This window comes from Streptomyces sp. NPDC090025 (genome assembly GCF_044748125.1).
Taxonomy (GTDB): Bacteria; Actinomycetota; Actinomycetes; order Streptomycetales; family Streptomycetaceae; genus Streptomyces.
The window spans coordinates 1-15,963 of the sequence record NZ_JBIVFL010000001.1; the positions used below are offsets into that span (position 1 = coordinate 1).

Sequence of the window (15,963 nt, forward strand, 5' to 3'; positions counted from 1 at the left end):
TGGAAGCCCAGTAATGGGTGGAGCTGACCGGTACTAATAGGCCGAGGGCTTGTCCTCAGTTGCTCGCGTCCACTGTGTTTGTTCTGAAGCAACGACCGTGTGTTTTTCCGGTCGAACTTCATAGTGTTTCGGTGGTCATAGCGTTAGGGAAACGCCCGGTTACATTCCGAACCCGGAAGCTAAGCCTTTCAGCGCCGATGGTACTGCAGGGGGGACCCTGTGGGAGAGTAGGACGCCGCCGAACAATCATTGTGGGAAAGCCCCGCACCTTATGGTGCGGGGCTTTTCTGCGTTCCGGGGCATTTTTCCGGACCAATTTACCGGACCAACTTTTGCGGCTCAGTCCGCCGGGGACACCAGGCCCGTGTCGTACGCCAGGATCACCGCCTGGATGCGGTCGCGGGAGCCGGTCTTCGCGAGGACGCGGGTGACATGCGTCTTCACCGTCGATTCGGCGAGGTGGAGCCGGGCCGAGATCTCCGTGTTCGTCCAGCCCCGGCCGATGACCGTGAGGATCTCGTGCTCGCGCTCGGTGAGGCCGGCGAGGCGCGGGTCCTGGCTCCGGCGGACCACGGCGGGTTCGGCGGCCGCGGGCTTCGGGAGCGGGCTCGGCAGATGGTGGATGTAGGTGTCCAGGAGCCGGCGGGTGAGGCTCGGGGCGACCACCGCGTCGCCGCTCGCGACCGCGCGGATGCCCGCGAGCAGCTCCTCGGGCTGGGCGTCCTTCACCAGAAAGCCGCTGGCGCCCGCGCGCAGGCCCTCGTACGCGTACTCGTCCAGGTCGAAGGTGGTGACGATCAGGACGCGGGTGCGGGCGCCGGTGGCGACGACACGGCGGGTGGCCTCGATGCCGTCGAGGCCCGGCATCCGGATGTCCATGAGGATCACGTCCGGGCGGTGCCGGTCGGCGAGGCGGACCGCCTCCGTGCCGTTCGCCGCCTCGTCGACGACCGTCATGTCGTCCTGGCTCTCCAACAGCATGCGGAAACCGAAGCGTTGCATCGGCTGGTCGTCCGCGATCAGCACGGTCGTCACGGGCGGGAGTCCTCCTGAGTGGGAGCGGGAAGGTGAGCCGGAAGGCGGGCGGGAAGGCGGAGCCTGACCTGCCAGCCGGTGCCACCGGTCGGCGGCGGGCCGCATTCGAGTGTGCCCTCGTAGAGCGCCGCCCGCTCGCGCATTCCGGCGATGCCGTTGCCGTTGCCGTTGGCGTGGACGCCGTCGATGCCGTCGATGCCGTCGATGTGCCGGCCGCGGCCGGTGTCGGTGACCGTGACGACGAGGCCGCCGTCGTCCGGAGCCGGGGCCGGAGCCAGCGTCACCGTCGCGGTGGCGGCCGGGCCGCCGTGCTTCAGGGTGTTGGTCAGGGACTCCTGGACCACCCGGTAGACCGTCAACTGGGCGCCGGGCGGCAGCGGGTGGGCCGGTGCGGCGAGGTGCGCGTCGACCGGGAGGCCCGCCCTCCGTACGCCGTCGATCAGGGCCGGGAGTTCGTCGAGACCCGGCTGGGGGCTCCGTACCGCCGTCTCCTCGTCGCCGAGGACACCGAGCAGCCGACGGAGTTCGGCCAGGGCCTGCCGGCTGGTGGTGCCGATCGCGTCGAGGGCCTGGGCGGCCCGCTCGGGGTTCTTGGCGGCGGCGTAGCGGCCGCCGTCGGCGAGACCGGTGATCACGGCGAGGTTGTGGCCGATGATGTCGTGCATCTCGCGGGCGATCCGGGCGCGTTCGTCGGCCGCGGCGAGCCGGACCTCCTGGTCGCGCTCCTCCCTGCGGGAGCGGACGGTGATGCCGAGCAGCGCGACGAAGAGGTACGACCACACGGCCGGGGAGGCGTGCGCGTCCCAGGTGTCGGCCTGGAAGCGCAGACCGCCGATGACGAGCGGCGGTACGAGCAGCGCGGCCGCCCACAGCAGGGCGCGGGGCGGGCGGGTCAGGGCGATGTGGAACAGCGGGATGACCTGGAGGAAGGCGCCCTGCAGGAACGCGCCGGACACCTCGCTGACCAGGGTCGCCGCCGCCATCACGACGAGCGCCGCCGTCGGGTGGCGGCGGCGCAGGTGGAGCGGGAGTGCGAGGGCCAGGCTGACGGCGACGACGAGCCAGGACGGCACGGTCGGGTCGGCGGCGACGGACCGCCAGCCGCCCGCCGCGTCGACGAGCGCGGCGACCGTCCAGGTGCCGGTCACCGCCGTGTCCCACACCCACGGTCGTACGGCGTCGAAGGCCCGGGCCCGGGCGAGGAGCCGACCGATGTAACGGGTGGGGCCCGTGGTGCTGACGCTCGTGGTGCTGACGTTCGTGGTGCTGGTGGGTGGCTTCGGGGGCTCGGCGCGGGTCACCCGTACATCCTCGTCGGTGGGCGCGGGGCGGGCGTCGTACCAGGGTCGTACGCGCGGGGCGGGGGCGTGCCCGGGTCGTACCGGAGTCGTACCCGGGGGCGTACCCGCAGCAGGCCCGAGGGACAAAATTGCTTGTCAGGGGGCGTGTCGATGGTGAGGATCGGCGCATGGACTATTCAATTCGCAGCATTCGCGCCGACGAGTGGGAGCGGGTGCGTGAGCTGCGGCTCGCCGCGCTCCAGGACCCGGTCGCGCACATCGCCTTCCTGGAGTCGTACGAGGACGGGCTCGGCCGTTCCGACGCGTTCTGGCAGGAGCGGGCGGCGGGCGCCGCCGAGACGGGCGACGGGCAGGTGCGGCAGTTCGTGGCGGAGACGGTGGACGGGCGCTGGGTCGGCACGGCGTCGGTGCTCGTCGAGCGCGCGGGGGTGGAGTCGTACTTCGGGGACGTGCCGGCGTGCGAGCAGACGCATGTGGTCGGGGTGTTCGTCCGGCCCGAGGCGCGCGGTGCCGCGATCGGGGTGACCGACGCGCTGTTCCGGGCTGCGGTCGACTGGTCGTGGGGGCTCGCGGAGCCGGTGGTGGAGCGGGTCCGGCTGTATGTGCACGAGGACAACGCGCGTGCCGCCGCCTTCTACCAGCGCTTCGGTTTCGTCGCGACGGGCGCGCGGATGGCGACGCCGGGCAGCGACCACCTGGACGAGGTGGAGTACGAGGTGCGCAGGGAGACGGGTCAGGGCGCCGGGGTGTGAGCGGCTGGTGGCGCTGGCTGGAGGAGCGGACGCGTGCCGAGGTCGACGCGGACGTGCTGCGGGACCGTCGGATGTCGGCGGTGAAGTCGGTCTGGGAGGCGCTGCGTCCGTTGGGCGTCGGCCTTCACGAGGCCGAGGCGGTCGTCCACGCCCGGTACGAGGCGCTGGGTGACCGGGTGCGGCGCACGCCGCCGGATCCGCTCGACCTGCCCTCGCTGGTGGCCCGCGCCGAGGCGCTGCCCGGTCGGGTGGTGGCGGTGGAGGGGCTGTGGGACGGCGACACCGTGCACGACTGGTTCGTGGTGCTGGTCGCGGTCCTGGCAGAGCCGGACGGGGAGTCGGACGGGGAGTCGAGGGGGGGAGGGTGAACTGGCGGTCGTGTACCGGCGGGCCGGTGATCCTTCGCCCGGGGCGGCGGCGGCCGTGGCCGGGCGGGCGCTGGCCGAGCGGCTCGGGGTGCCGTTCCACTTCGCCTCCCCCGAGGTGCCGGACGATCGCCTGCCGCGGTGGCGGGAGCTCTGACGGGCCCGGCCGCCCGGTGTCCCCTCGCCTTGGCAGGGGTGGAGCGGCGGAGCTGCGACTGATCGGGGCGGGGCTCGCGGAGGCGCTGCAGACGATCCACCGCAGCGGTCTGGTGCACCGGGACCTCAAGCCGTCGAACGTGCTGGTCACCGAGGACGGGCCGCGGATCATCGACTTCGGCATCTCGAAGGCCCTGGAGGGTGCGACGGCGCTGACCGGGACGGGGCTCGTGGTCGGGACGCCCGGCTTCATGTCGCCGGAACAGGCCCTGGGGCGGCCGGTGGGCGCGCCGAGCGACGTCTTCTCGCTGGGCGCGGTGCTGGCCTTCGCGGCGAGGCGGGAGGGGCCGTTCGGGGTGGGGAGCGTGCCCGCGCTGCTGTTCCGGGTGGTGCATGACGAGCCGGTGCTCGACGGGGTGCCGGAGGAGCTGCTCGGTGTCGTACGGCGCTGTCTGGCGAAGGACGCGGGGGCGCGGCCGACGGCGGACGAGTTGGTGGCGTGGCTGGGAGGTGGAGGCGGTGCGGAGGCGACCGTGACGGTGACGGTGGCCGGGTGGGGGCCGGAGCCGGGGGCTGTGGAGCCTGTGGCGCCTGTGGTCACCGAGGTGTCGGAGCCTCCTGAGCCGCCCGTACCGCCGTCGCGGGTCGTCCGGCCCAGGCCCAGGGGTGAGGTGGACCGGGGGTGGCTGACGCCGGGGCGGTTCGCCGCGATCGGTGGGGCGGTGCTGTGCGTCGGCGGGGTGCTGGTCGGGCTGGTGATGAGTCAGCCGTGGCTGCTCCTGGTCGCGTTCGTCGTCGGGCTTGTCCTGATGGCCAACGGAGTGGCCAGGAGCCGATGACGGCGCCCGGAGGGACGAGGAGGCGGAGGCGGGCGTCTTGGTCCCGTACGCGGGCCGAGCGGTCCTTCAGAGCTGGGGGAGGGGTTCGGGCCAGCGGGCGCGGGCCTGTTCCTGGGAGCGCATCAGGGCGAGGGTCGGCAGGCCGAGGTCATGGCCGGTGGCGGTGAGCTCGGGGAGCCGGGGGAGCGGGGCGACGGCGGCGACGTCGTCGAGGACCAGGGTCAGTGGTGGGTCGAGCCGACCGTCGGATGACCGTGCGGCCATGCGGCGGCCGTGCTCGACCACGCTTGCGGCGAGCGCGGTCAGGAGGGGCATCGCGCCCGGGTGGGTGCGCGGGTCCTCGATCGGTTCACCCACCACGTAAAGGGTGCCCTGCTCGGCGACGAAAGATGCGAGCGTGAGCGAGTCAGTTCGATTCGGCGTGCATGCCTGCCGGATGTGGACGGACGACAGGACGGACAGCGCGCGCGCCGTCAGTTCCTGGGCGGCGGCCCGGCGTTCGGGGTGCGCGGTGAGGGCGGATTCGAGGAGTCCCGCGTGGCCCGCGGCGGCCTTCTGGTGGGTGCGGAGGATCCGTACCGGTTCGTGGGCGTCGGTGCCCTGGGCCCAGCGGTGCACCTGCTTGAACGGCCGGCCGTCTACGGCGGCGGCGTGCAGCCAGCAGCGCAGGAGCGTTTCGGCGGTGTCGGCGACGGCCGCGTCGAGCCGGGCCTGCGGGCGTACCGGCGCGAGCAGCGCCGCCGCCCGGTCGCGGGCGGTGTCCGGGTCCTCGCACTGCTCGGACGGGCTCCAGTGCAGCCGGGCCGGGGTGTCGCAGAGGTGCGAGGGGTCGTAGACGAGGACCGGGCCGAGTTTGCCGCGGGCGTCCTTGGTGTCGGCCCACAGGGCGGGGTCCGAGGTGACGACCAGGACCGCGCCCTCCGCGTCCCGTACCGCCTGGGTGGCGAGCGGGCGGCGGGCGGCGGCGGGGGCGTAGACGATCCGGGGGGTGGCCACCGGCGGGGTGGGCTCGGGTGCGGGGGTGGGTGCGAGCCCGGGTGCGGGCTCGGCGAGGTCCACGGGGGTACGGGGCGGGGGCGGGGCCTGTAGCGGGGCCGGGGGCTCGTACGGGTGCGGCTCCGGGCGCTGCTCGCGCTCGGCGCGCCGCGCGCCCTTCCCGTACGCCGCGCCCTTCCCGTACGCCATCCGCTTCTCGTACGCGCCCGCCCGTCGGCTCGCGCGGACCGTGCGCCAGCGGGCGAGGGTGCCGAGGGCGAAGACGGCGAGCACGGCGAGGATCATCGCCTCGCCGATGACCAGGCCCCAGAACAGGCCGTAGCCGGAGAGGGCGCCGGGCGGGGTGGCCGGCCAGGCGGCGGGGAGGTCGGTCGGGGCGGTGAGCAGGGAGCGCAGCGCGGGCGGGGTGGCGGTGAAGGTGACGCCGGGCGGCCAGCCGCCGTGCGCGAGGAGGCCGGAGAGGCCGGTCGCCGTCCAGATCAGGACGGCGAGGGCGAGGAGGAGGGCGAGCAGTCCGACGACGAGTCCGTCGGGGATGCCGCCCTCCTTCCGTGCTTCCCGTGCCTCTCTGCTCATCTCATGCCGTCCTTCGTGCCGCCGTCCGTGCCGTCCTTCGTGCCGCCGTCCGTGCCGTCGTTCATGCCACCGTCGACTGCGAGGGGTTGTTCATCTGCTGCTCGATGAGCATGGCCCGCTGCTCGGTCTCCCATTCCAGTTCGGGGTCGCCCGGGTGGGAGGACTCGGTCATGGCGCGGTCGGTGTAGACGAGCGGGCGTTCCTTCTCGGTGATGAGGTGTTTCACCACCTGGACGTTGCCGTTGACGTCCCAGACGGCGATGCCGGGGGTGAGGGTGGGGATGATCTCGACCGCCCAGCGGGGCAGGCCGAGGACCCGGCCGGTGGAGCGGGCCTCGTCGGCCTTCTGGGCGTAGATGGTGCGGGTGGAGGCCATCTTGAGGATCGCGGCGGCCTCCTTGGCGGCGGCTCCGTCGACGACGTCGCTGAGGTGGTGGACGACGGCGACGAAGGACAGGCCGAGGCGGCGGCCGAACTTGAGCAGACGCTGGAACAGCTGGGCCACGAACGGGCTGTTGATGATGTGCCACGCCTCCTCGACGAGGAAGATGCGCTTCTTCCGGTCGGGGCGGATCCAGGTGTGTTCCAGCCACACGCCGACGATCGCCATGAGGATCGGCATGGCGATGGAGTTGCGGTCGATGTGGGAGAGGTCGAAGACGATGAGCGGGGCGTCGAGGTCGATGCCGACGGTGGTGGGGCCGTCGAACATGCCGCGCAGGTCGCCGTCGACGAGCCGGTCGAGCACCAGGGCGACGTCGAGGCCCCAGGCCCGTACATCGTCTATGTCGACGTTCATGGCCTCGGCGGACTCGGCCTCGGGGTGGCGGAGTTGCTCGACGATGTCGGTGAGGATCGGCTGGCGTTCGGTGATGTGCTCGGTGACGAAGGCGTGGGCGACCTTGAGGGCGAAGCCGGAGCGTTCGTCGAGGCCGTGGCCCATGGCGACTTCGATGATGGTGCGGAGCAGCGCGAGCTGGCCGGTGGTGGTGATGGCCGGGTCGAGGGGGTTGAGGCGGATGCCGGAGTCGTTGGCGACCATCGGGTCGAGCCGGATGGGAGTTATTCCCAGCTCCTGCGCGATGAGGTTCCATTCGCCGACGCCGTCCTCGCCCTGGGCGTCGAGGACGACGACCTGGCGGTCGCGGAAGCGGAGCTGGCGCAGCACATAGGTCTTCTCGAGCGCGGACTTGCCGTTGCCGGACTCGCCGAGGACCAGCCAGTGCGGGGCGGGGAGCTGCTGGCCGTACAGCTGGAAGGGGTCGTAGATGTACCCCTTGCCGCTGTAGACCTCGCGGCCGATGATCACGCCGGAGTCGCCGAGGCCGGGGGCCGCGGTCGGCAGGTAGACGGCCTGGGCCTGGCCCGTGGAGGTGCGCACGGGCAGGCGGGTCGTCTCGACCTTGCCGAAGAGGAAGGAGGTGAAGGCTTCGGTGAGGACGGACAGCGGATCTCGCATCGGTCTGTGCCCCTTCGGCCCTAGCGGCGGATGCCGGTCGCGAACGGCAAGGTGTTCACAAAGGCCCGGTGGTGCTCGCGGTCGCACCATTCCAGCTTGAGGTAGGACTTGCCGGCGGAGGCCCTGATCGTGCGCTTGTCCCGGGCCAGGGCTTCGGGTGAGCGCGCCGATACGGTGATGTACCCGACGAGGTTGACGCCGGCCGCGCCGCTGGCGAGATCTTCACCCCGCTGGTCGAGTCGCCCGTGGGCGGCGATGTCGCGGGGGTCGACGGTTCGGTTCATCTTGGCCTGGCGGGACGCCTCGGCCTCGTCGTTGGTCTTCTCGGTGAGCATGCGCTCGATGGCCACTTCGGTGGGCTCCAGGTCCATGGTGACGGCGACGGTGCGGATGACGTCGGGGGTGTGGACGAGGAGCGGGGCGAGGAAGTTCACGCCGACGGGGGTCATCGGCCATTCCTTGACCCAGGCGGTGGCGTGGCACCAGGGGGCGCGGGTGGTCGACTCGCGGGTCTTGGCCTGGAGGTACGTCGGTTCCATCGCGTCGAGTTCGGCCGGCCAAGCGTTTCGTTTCGTCATGGCCTGGATGTGGTCGATGGGGTGGTCCGGGTCGTACATGGAGTGCACGAGGGAGGCGAGCCGGGACTGGCCGAGGGGCTGGCGGACGCGGATGTCGGCCTCGGCGAGGCGGGCGCAGATGTCGGTGAGTTCGCGGGCCATGACGACGGCGAGTCCGGCGTCGCGGTCGAGGCGGCGGGTGCCGGCGGCGTGCCGGGTGGCGCGGGCCATGGCGTTGGCCTCGGCGGCGAGTTCGCGGGTGTAGTGCATGCAGGCGACGAGGTAGGCGCGGTGCTGCTCGCTGGAGGTGGAGACCATGGACTGGAGCTGGTCGTAGGACTCCTGGAGCCAGCCGGGGGCCTGGTGGTCGCCGCGCTGGGCGACGTCCTTGGCGTGGGCGTCGGGGTCGGCGGGCAGGGTGCGGGCGAGCATCTGCAGGCGGGTGACGAAGCCGTCGCCGTTGGCGACGTGCTTGAGGAGGGTGCCGAAGCGGTCGACGAGGGCTTCCTGGTCCTCGGAGTCGCGCAGGCCGACGCCGGGGCCCTCGATCTCGATGGCGGCGGTGACGGTGCGGCGGTCGGCGTGCAGGAGCACGGCGATCTCGTCGGGGCCGAAGGGGGCGGCGAGCCAGCTGATCCGGCCGATGCCGGGGGGCGGGCCGATCTCGATCTCGCGGCCGTCGAGGCGGGTGCCGGATTCGGCGGCGGTGGAGCGGTAGGCGGTGCCGCGCTTGAGCATCCGCTTGTAACTGCGGTTGATCTCGAACCACTTGTAGAGCGTGCGGTGCTTGTACGGCACGTAGACGGCGGCGAGGGCGAGCATGGGGAAGCCCATGAGCAGCACGATGCGCAGGGACAGGACGGGGACGATCAGTCCGCTCATCATGCCGAGGAAGGCGCCGGCGATGATGAGCGCGATCTCGCCGGTCTCGCGGTTCTTGCCGACGATCGCGTTCGGCCGGGCGCGGCCGATGAGATACGTGCGGCGGGGCGAGACCGGCTGGGACTGGGTCGTCAACGCCCTGCACCTCCTGCTCCTGTGTTCTTGCTGATGTTGCCTGTGCCGCTGTTACGGCTGGTGTGCGGGGTGCCCGCGGTGGGGCTGCCGCTGCGGGGGGCGGGCGGTGGGGTGCCGCCGCCTCCGGTGCCTCCGCCGCCCTGGCCGCCTCGGCTGCTGTGGGCGGCGACGCCGCCGGAGAGCGGGTTGGCGGGGCGGGGAGCCGGAGTGGCGCCGCCTCCGCCGCCGTCGCCTCGGCTGCTGTGGGTCTTGATGCCCTGGGAGACGAGGGAGGCGGGGGAGGAGATGACGGCGGCGGCGGTGTTCTCGCCCGCGCGGTGGAGGCGGTTGTTGCGGGAGGCGATGATCTCGTCGCCGAAGCCGGGGACGAAGCGGTAGATCATCGCGGAGGCGAAGATCGCGAGCAGGATGATGGCGAGGCCGGAGACGACGGCGGAGAAGGAGTCGGGTCCGGTGCCGGAGGAGAGGGCGCCGGCGAGGCCGAGGACGATCACGATGACCGGCTTGACCAGGATGACGGCGATCATGATGCCGGCCCAGCGGCGGACGTGGCCCCACATGTTCTTGTCGACGAGGCCGGAGTAGACGACGACGCCGAGGAGGGCGCCGACGTAGAGGAGGACGGCGCGCAGGACGAGTTCGAGGTAGAGGACGCCTGCGGCGAGGACGGTGACGAGCGAGACGATGATGAGCATGATCGGCCCGCCGCCGATGCTGTCGCCCTTCTCCAGGGCTTGTTTGAAGCTGCCGAAGAAGACGTCGGTCTGCTGGCCGGTGCCGGAGGCGATGACCTCGGTGATGGCGTCGGTGGCGTTGACGACGGTGTAGAGGATGAGGGGGGTGAAGGCGGAGGCGAGGACGGTGAGCCAGAGGAAGCCAACGGCTTCGGAGAGGGCGGTGGCGAGGGGGACGCCGCGGATGGCTCGCTTGGCGACGGCGAGGAGCCAGAGGAGGAGGGTGAGGAAGGTGGCGGCGGCGAAGACGATGGCGTAGCGGCCGAGGAATTCGAGGTTGGTGAAGTCGACGGTGGCGGTGCTCTTGACGGCGGAGGAGAGGGTGTCGACGACCCAGGCGGCGGCTTTGGCGCAGCCGTTGGCGAGGGAGGAGAGGGGGTCGAGGGAGGCGTTGGGGTCGTCGAGGCGGGGCGCTCCGCCGCTCGGGCCTTGACCGTTCTCGCAGTACTCGCGGGCGGGGCCGACGATGAGGTCGCACTGGCCCTTGCCGGACGGCGACGGTGTCGGGGTTCCCGGGGGTGTGGGGGTCGGTGTCGGCGCGGCGTAGGCGCGGGCGGCCAGCAGGACGGCGGTCGTCTGGACGGCCACCAGGGCGGTCGTCAGCCGGAGCGGCAGACGGGAGTCAGCGCGCATAGGTGAAGCCTCCGAACTCCTGGACGGCCTTGGAGATGACGTCGGCGTCGGACGCGACGCGGTCGCCGTTCACCGGGGCGGGGCCTTCCTTCTGGGCGAAGGAGTCGAGCTTCCAGTCGCCACCGGTCCACCGCAGGGCGAGGGTCATCGTGAACCAGTCGTTGGTCACGGGGTTCTTCGAGCCGACCCCGGCCGTACCGAACACGCCGGTGCACCACACCTCGACGGTGGCCGTGTTCTGGTCGAACCGGGTCACCTTGGTGCCGACGGGCGCGGTGCGCGACACATAGGTCATCCCGGCGGCGGCATTTCCCTGGGCGTCGAGGCCGAGCTTGTCGAGGAACTCCTTGCTGTACGCCTCGTTCAGCCTGGACTCCATCTCGGCGGCCTTGTCCTCGGCGAAGACCCCGCGCACGATGTCACCGCGCCGGTCGGGCTTGAGGATGTCCGCGGAGACCAGCGCCACCGCGTAGTTCGCCGCCGCGCTCTGCGCCCCCTGCTCGTCCCGCGCGAAGCCCGCCGCGATCGCCCCGTTCTTACCCGTCACCGGGGCCACCCCCGTCGGGTTCGTCGGCGCCGCCGAGGCGGGGCCGGTGGCCTGGGGGGAGCCTGCGGTCGGGGGGTCGGTGGGGTCGCCGCCGCGGTTGGCGAGGGCGATCGCCGCGATCAGGAGGGCCACCACGCCGAGCACCGCGAGCAGCGAGCGGGAGCCGCGGCCGGTGGGGCGGGGGGTGCCGGGGGTCGGGTCGGGGAGGCGGGTGCGGGTCTGGCCGTCGTGCTCTTCGCCGAAGCTCATGCCGGGTACGCTCCCTCGACCGTTCGCGGGTACGACGAATGGCGGGCTGGTTGCCGCGCGGGCGCGGCGTGGTGACTGGACATCAGGGAACGCGACCTCGTTGGTGAGAAACGGGTTAGACGGCCATCCCGTACACGATGGTGAAGAGCGTCCCCAGGGAGCCGATGATGAAGACTCCGGTCAGTCCGGCCACGATCAGGCCCTTGCCCTGTTCGGCGCTGAAGGTGTCGCGGAGCGCGGTGGCGCCGATCCGCTGCTTGGCCGCGCCCCAGATGGCGATGCCGAGACAGAGCAGGATGGCCACGGCCATCACGACCTCGATCATCACCTTGGCCTCGGCGCCCAGGCTCCCGAAAGGCCCCCAGTTCGGGGCGATTCCACCGATGATGGTGGTGATGTCGCCCTTCTCGGCCGCCAGGTACATGTAACTCACCGCCCCTGTTGGGTAGTTCGTCGCCCATGCCCGATGGCATGGGTCGTCGACCCTATCTTCGCTGATGAAACCGCCCGCGTGTGACGGCTTGGCGGCTCTCTTTACCCGATCCCCGTACACATGACCGATCCGACCGTCTTGACCTGCGATGGGGCGGCCGGTTCTGCGCGAGGGAGCGTATGGTCACTCTGTGTATCACGGGGGGTGACTCCGGGCAATGATTGTCGTTGTGGCACCTTTGGGGCGCCGTCCGGGTGTCCGGACGGGGATCCGGATCCGGCCGGGAGCCGGACACTTCCCGGACGTCCGGTTCGTCCACGCCCGGAAGTGACGGGCCGCCACCTAGACTGGTCCGACGGGGTGTCCAGAGCCGTACTGGCCGGAGCCGAGGGGTGGTTGACGGTGCGTAAGGCACGCGGGGCGTGGCTGCTCGGCGGCGGGGCGATCGGGGTCTGTCTCTCCTTCGTCGCGCTGCTCGTCGTCGGTACCTACTCCGCCGCGGCCGGGATGCTCGGCGGCGGGGGCGGCAAGAACGGGACCGTGGCGCTCGCGAAGGGCGCCGTGCCCGCCGCGTACCAGGCTCTGGTGCAGAAGTGGGGCAACCTCTGCCCGGCGCTCAACCCCGCGCTGCTCGCCGCGCAGCTGTACCAGGAGAGCGGCTGGAACCCCACGATCGTGTCGCCCGCCAACGCCCGTGGCATCGCGCAGTTCATCCCCGGCACCTGGGCCGCGCACGGCATCGACGGGGACGGCGACGGGGACCGTGACGTGTGGGACCCGAAGGACGCGATCCCGTCGGCCGCCTCGTACGACTGCGAGCTGGCCGGCTATGTGAAGAAGGTCCCGGGCGACAACACGAACAACATGCTGGCGGCGTACAACGCGGGCGCCTACCGGGTCATCAGGTCCGGCGGGGTGCCGCAGATCCGTGAGACCCAGCACTACGTGAAGATCATCCGGTCCCTGGAGAAGAGCTTCGCGCGGCCGGTCGGCCGGGTCGATCCGTCGCGGCAGGCGGCCGGGGCGATCTACTACGCGCAGCAGAAGCTGGGCACGCCCTATCTCTGGGGCGGCACCGGCACGGCCGCGCAGGGCGGCCGGTTCGACTGCTCGGGGCTCACCCAGGCGGCGTACCAGTCGGTGGGCATCGAGCTGCCACGGGTCGCCAACGACCAGTACAACGCGGGGCCGCACCCGAGCCGGGACGAACTGCTCCCGGGCGATCTGGTGTTCTTCTCGGACGACCTGACCAACTCGCGGGCGATCCGGCACGTCGGCATCTACGTCGGCGGCGGCTACATGATCGACGCGCCGCGCACCGGGGCCGTCATCCGCTTCGACCGCATCGACACCCCGGACTACTTCGGCGCCACCCGGGTCACCGAGGACGGCGCGGCGGCACTGCCCACGCATCTGCCGCAGCAGGCGTGAGGGCGCCACGCAGCGTGAGGCTACGGCCCTGGGCTGCGACGGGGCGTCACCTTTGGGTAACGTCGTAGTGATCTTGGGCGGTGAGCGGAACGCTGCCCTCGAACGGATCGTTTCCCGATCCGACCGTTCTGACCACGGGGGTTGGACACTCGCACACGACAAGCAAGGGGCGGCGGCAGATGGCTGGACTCGCATCGGACGGTTCGAACCCCGATGTCAGCCTGCTCTACGACATCAACGGGCTGGCGAAGGCCGCCCCGCCGTGGTTCGACCGCGTCATGGAGTTCGTCGGCGAGTACGGGATCATGCTCGCCCTCGTCCTCGTCGTGCTCGGCTGCTGGTGGAGCGTGCGCCGCCGCGGCACCGTCAACGACTCGGTGACGGGCCTCGCCGGACTGCTCTGGGCGCCGCTCGCGGCCGGCATCGCGGTGCTCGTGAACATCCCGATCCGCGGCTTCGTCGAACGGCCCCGCCCCTTCAAGGACCACCAGGGACTCGAGGTCCTCATCGGCGGCAAGACCGACTTCTCCTTCGTCAGCGACCACGCCACCCTCGCGATGGCCCTCGCCGTCGGGGTGTTCGTCGCCCACCGCAGGTACGGGCTGCTCGCCATCGGCCTGGCCCTCGTCGAGGGCTTCTGCCGGGTCTACATGGGCGTCCACTATCCGACCGACGTGCTCGGCGGGCTCGCCCTCGGCACCGCGGTCGCCCTGCTCCTCGCGCCGCTCGCGCTCGCCCTGCTCACCCCGCTGGTCTCCGCCGTCGCCCGCGCGCCGCGGGCCGGCCGCCTGGTCCGCTCCCGGCGCGCCGGGGACCGGCAGCCCGCGCTGGCCGGGACCGCCGTCATCCCCGACCCCCGGCTCGGGGCCCAGGCCGGGCCGGGCAACGGGGAGAACGACCTCGCCGCGTAGCACCCCGCAGCAGCCCGGAGGCGCCCGGCCGACGGGCCATCAGGGGGAGCTGTCGTCCGCGGCCGCCGACGCCAGATGCTCCGGTACGTCCCGGCGCGCGCGGTCGCGGGATCTTCGGGCCGGGCCGCGCCAGCCGCAGCTGCAGGAGGCGAACGCGAACGGACCGTTCTCGGCCGTCGTCGCGTGGTGCCGGGAAGACGAAGGGTGCTGGTCGGAGAGGGGCTGCGGAGGCTCCGCGGACTGCTCGTGCACGTCAACCACCGTACTGCGCGTGACGACCGGTCCCGACCATCGTTATCCGGTGGGCGGGATCCGGACAGCGGCCGTAGGGACGGCATTGGGGGTCGGCGAGCGATGGTGCTGCGGAGCGGACGCACGGGCGGGGCATGGGCCGTGGCCGCCACCCTGATGGTCGGCGGCTGTGCCGCCCCCACCGACGACGCGCCCCCCGGCGGCGGCGACCCGGCGAGCAGCGTCCGCGACGCCGCCGAGGCACTGGCCAGGGCCGGTACGGCCAAGGCCAGCACCTCGATGGAGATGGCGTCCGGCGGCACCCGGGTCACCATCCGCGGCGAGGGCGCCTACGACTTCCGCCGCCGCACCGGCACCCTGCGGGTGGTGCTCCCCAAGGACGCGTCCGGCGAGAGCGCGCACCGCCCGATCACCGAGCTCCTCGCGCCCGGCGCGCTCTACATGAAGAACCGCGGCGCCGGGGTCCCCGCCGACAAGTGGGTACGGGTCGACACCACCACCCTCGACGACGGCAACCTCGTCACCGGCGGCGCCACCGACCCGGCCGCCGCCGCCGAACTGCTGCGCGGCGCCCGCAAGGTGACCTACGTCGGCGAGGTCGACCTCGCCGGGGCCAGGGTCCGGCACTACCGGGGCGTCGCCGACCTCGCCGAGGCCGCCCGGCTCGCCGCGCCCCAGGTGCGCGGCGCGCTCGCCGCCGCGGCGAAAGGGTTCACCACCGACGCGGTGCCCTTCGACGCCTATCTGGACGAGGCCGGCCGGCTGCGCAAGGTGCGCCACCAGTTCAGCTTCAGCAACCAGGGCCGTACGGTCGCGGTCGCCTCGACCACACTCCTGTACGGGTTCGGGACCCGGGTGACGGTACGGCTGCCGGCCCACGGGGACATCTACGCCGGACGGATCAAGGCGTAGGGCACCCCCTCTAGGACGGGTGCGTCATCGGCAAATGGTCCGGACGTGTCATGTGCGGTGCGTAGGGCGCTCCCTACGCTGGGAGACCGATGACGGCAGAAGAGGGGAAAGCGCATGGCTCCGCCGCCCGGTACCGCGATCGCGCTCGGCGACCCCGAGTGCGTGGCCCTGGCCGAAATCGAACTGTGCGGTGAGCTGATCATCGCGGCCTCGGCGATCGAGGAGGAGCGGCTGAGCGCCGACCGCATCGACGAGGTGCTGCGGGTGCTGCGGGTCGGCACGGACGGCGGACAGGGCGGACGGGACGGATAAGGCGGACAGCCGGGAGCCGGTGGCTCGTCGCCGGTGGCCGGTCGCCGACGGCCGGAGGCAGCTGCCCCGGCCGACGGCTCCGGTCAGGTCCGCAGCATCCGCGCGATCGCCTTCGTGGCCTCCTCGACCTTGGCCTCGATCTCGTCGCCGCCCTTGGTGGCCGCGTCCGCCACGCAGTGCCGCAGGTGCTCCTCCAGGAGCTGCAGCGCGAAGGACTGCAGCGCCTTGGTGGAGGCGGACACCTGGGTGAGGATGTCGATGCAGTAGGTGTCCTCGTCGACCATCCGCTGCAGACCGCGGATCTGGCCCTCGATCCGGCGCAGCCGCTTGAGGTGTTCGTCCTTCTGCTTGTGGTAGCCGTGCACGCCGTGGTCGTGGTCGGTACCGGCCGCGGCGGCTCCGCCGGAAGCAGGGGTCTCGGGGGTGGCGGTCTCGGGGGTGAGCTGGTCCGCCTCGGTGGTCGTCATCGCGTCCCTCCGTTGTCCAGAAAGGGTGT

Annotated in this window: 18 protein-coding genes and 1 rRNA gene; 9 read left to right on the forward strand and 10 right to left on the reverse strand. The window is 72.1% G+C overall.

Annotated elements, in window-relative coordinates:
* Positions 1–127 precede the first annotated feature (127 nt).
* Positions 128–244 (forward strand): 5S ribosomal RNA (gene rrf, locus ACIPXM_RS00005).
* A 95-nt stretch (positions 245–339) separates the two neighbouring features.
* On the opposite strand, the gene ACIPXM_RS00010 is transcribed toward rrf, so the two are convergent.
* Positions 340–1,035 (reverse strand): response regulator, encoded by a 696-nt coding sequence (locus ACIPXM_RS00010; RefSeq protein WP_401649805.1) that lies wholly within the window; start codon positions 1,033–1,035, stop codon positions 340–342.
* Positions 1,032–2,336 carry a sensor histidine kinase gene (locus ACIPXM_RS00015; RefSeq protein WP_401649809.1) on the reverse strand — a complete coding sequence of 435 codons (1,305 nt, stop codon included), beginning with the start codon at positions 2,334–2,336 and terminating at the stop codon, positions 1,032–1,034. The genes ACIPXM_RS00010 and ACIPXM_RS00015 overlap by 4 nt, the downstream gene beginning before the upstream one ends.
* 167 nt (positions 2,337–2,503) lie before the next feature.
* Between ACIPXM_RS00015 and ACIPXM_RS00020 the strand changes: the two genes are divergently transcribed.
* From ACIPXM_RS00020 to ACIPXM_RS00035, 4 genes are read left to right on the forward strand one after another with little or no spacing between them, the layout of a single operon-like run.
* The gene (locus ACIPXM_RS00020) at positions 2,504–3,088 is read left to right on the forward strand and encodes a GNAT family N-acetyltransferase (RefSeq protein WP_401649812.1); all 585 of its coding nucleotides are present in this window, start codon (positions 2,504–2,506) and stop codon (positions 3,086–3,088) included.
* Positions 3,085–3,456, forward strand: a complete 372-nt coding sequence (locus tag ACIPXM_RS00025; protein ID WP_401649815.1) for a hypothetical protein — start codon at positions 3,085–3,087, stop codon at positions 3,454–3,456. Before ACIPXM_RS00020 ends, ACIPXM_RS00025 begins: the two co-directional genes overlap by 4 nt.
* Before the next feature lie 10 nt (positions 3,457–3,466).
* A complete protein-coding gene (locus ACIPXM_RS00030; RefSeq protein WP_401649818.1) occupies positions 3,467–3,610 on the forward strand; it encodes a hypothetical protein in 144 nt (47 codons plus the stop codon).
* 16 nt (positions 3,611–3,626) lie between these two features.
* On the forward strand, positions 3,627–4,448 hold the full coding sequence (locus ACIPXM_RS00035; RefSeq protein ID WP_401649820.1) for a serine/threonine-protein kinase: 822 nt from the start codon (positions 3,627–3,629) through the stop codon (positions 4,446–4,448).
* 66 nt (positions 4,449–4,514) lie between these two features.
* Here the strand turns inward: ACIPXM_RS00035 and ACIPXM_RS00040 are convergent, their stop codons facing one another.
* The 6 genes from ACIPXM_RS00040 to ACIPXM_RS00065 form a co-directional block, all read right to left on the reverse strand.
* Entirely contained in the window at positions 4,515–6,020 is a 1,506-nt protein-coding gene (locus ACIPXM_RS00040; protein ID WP_401649823.1) for a type VI secretion protein, read from the reverse strand.
* A gap of 61 nt (positions 6,021–6,081) precedes the next feature.
* Positions 6,082–7,479 carry an ATP-binding protein gene (locus tag ACIPXM_RS00045; protein ID WP_401649825.1) on the reverse strand — a complete coding sequence of 466 codons (1,398 nt, stop codon included), beginning with the start codon at positions 7,477–7,479 and terminating at the stop codon, positions 6,082–6,084.
* A 20-nt stretch (positions 7,480–7,499) separates the two neighbouring features.
* Complete coding sequence (locus ACIPXM_RS00050; RefSeq protein ID WP_401649828.1) at positions 7,500–9,053, reverse strand: SCO6880 family protein; 1,554 nt, start codon at positions 9,051–9,053, stop codon at positions 7,500–7,502.
* Positions 9,050–10,420 carry a hypothetical protein gene (locus ACIPXM_RS00055; protein ID WP_401649831.1) on the reverse strand — a complete coding sequence of 457 codons (1,371 nt, stop codon included), beginning with the start codon at positions 10,418–10,420 and terminating at the stop codon, positions 9,050–9,052. The genes ACIPXM_RS00050 and ACIPXM_RS00055 overlap by 4 nt, the downstream gene beginning before the upstream one ends.
* On the reverse strand, positions 10,410–11,216 hold the full coding sequence (locus tag ACIPXM_RS00060; protein WP_401649834.1) for a hypothetical protein: 807 nt from the start codon (positions 11,214–11,216) through the stop codon (positions 10,410–10,412). The genes ACIPXM_RS00055 and ACIPXM_RS00060 overlap by 11 nt, the downstream gene beginning before the upstream one ends.
* Positions 11,217–11,331: 115 nt before the next feature.
* On the reverse strand, positions 11,332–11,640 hold the full coding sequence (locus tag ACIPXM_RS00065; protein WP_046908545.1) for a hypothetical protein: 309 nt from the start codon (positions 11,638–11,640) through the stop codon (positions 11,332–11,334).
* Between the two features lie 405 nt (positions 11,641–12,045).
* Between ACIPXM_RS00065 and ACIPXM_RS00070 the strand changes: the two genes are divergently transcribed.
* Together ACIPXM_RS00070 and ACIPXM_RS00075 are read left to right on the forward strand one after the other, a co-directional pair.
* Positions 12,046–13,080 (forward strand): NlpC/P60 family protein, encoded by a 1,035-nt coding sequence (locus tag ACIPXM_RS00070; protein WP_401652401.1) that lies wholly within the window; start codon positions 12,046–12,048, stop codon positions 13,078–13,080.
* 179 nt (positions 13,081–13,259) lie between these two features.
* Positions 13,260–13,991 (forward strand): phosphatase PAP2 family protein, encoded by a 732-nt coding sequence (locus tag ACIPXM_RS00075; RefSeq protein ID WP_401649837.1) that lies wholly within the window; start codon positions 13,260–13,262, stop codon positions 13,989–13,991.
* A gap of 39 nt (positions 13,992–14,030) precedes the next feature.
* On the opposite strand, the gene ACIPXM_RS00080 is transcribed toward ACIPXM_RS00075, so the two are convergent.
* A complete protein-coding gene (locus ACIPXM_RS00080) occupies positions 14,031–14,243 on the reverse strand; it encodes a hypothetical protein (protein ID WP_401649839.1) in 213 nt (70 codons plus the stop codon).
* A 102-nt stretch (positions 14,244–14,345) separates the two neighbouring features.
* Here ACIPXM_RS00080 and ACIPXM_RS00085 point away from each other — a divergent pair, with 102 nt between their 5' ends.
* Together ACIPXM_RS00085 and ACIPXM_RS00090 are read left to right on the forward strand one after the other, a co-directional pair.
* Positions 14,346–15,155, forward strand: a complete 810-nt coding sequence (locus ACIPXM_RS00085; RefSeq protein ID WP_401649842.1) for a hypothetical protein — start codon at positions 14,346–14,348, stop codon at positions 15,153–15,155.
* A 114-nt stretch (positions 15,156–15,269) separates the two neighbouring features.
* Positions 15,270–15,467 carry a hypothetical protein gene (locus tag ACIPXM_RS00090; RefSeq protein ID WP_401649845.1) on the forward strand — a complete coding sequence of 66 codons (198 nt, stop codon included), beginning with the start codon at positions 15,270–15,272 and terminating at the stop codon, positions 15,465–15,467.
* A gap of 83 nt (positions 15,468–15,550) precedes the next feature.
* Here ACIPXM_RS00090 and ACIPXM_RS00095 read toward each other — a convergent pair whose 3' ends face one another.
* Positions 15,551–15,934: a metal-sensitive transcriptional regulator gene (locus tag ACIPXM_RS00095; RefSeq protein WP_401649848.1), complete on the reverse strand. Its 384-nt coding sequence runs from the start codon at positions 15,932–15,934 to the stop codon at positions 15,551–15,553.
* Positions 15,935–15,963: the final 29 nt, after the last annotated feature.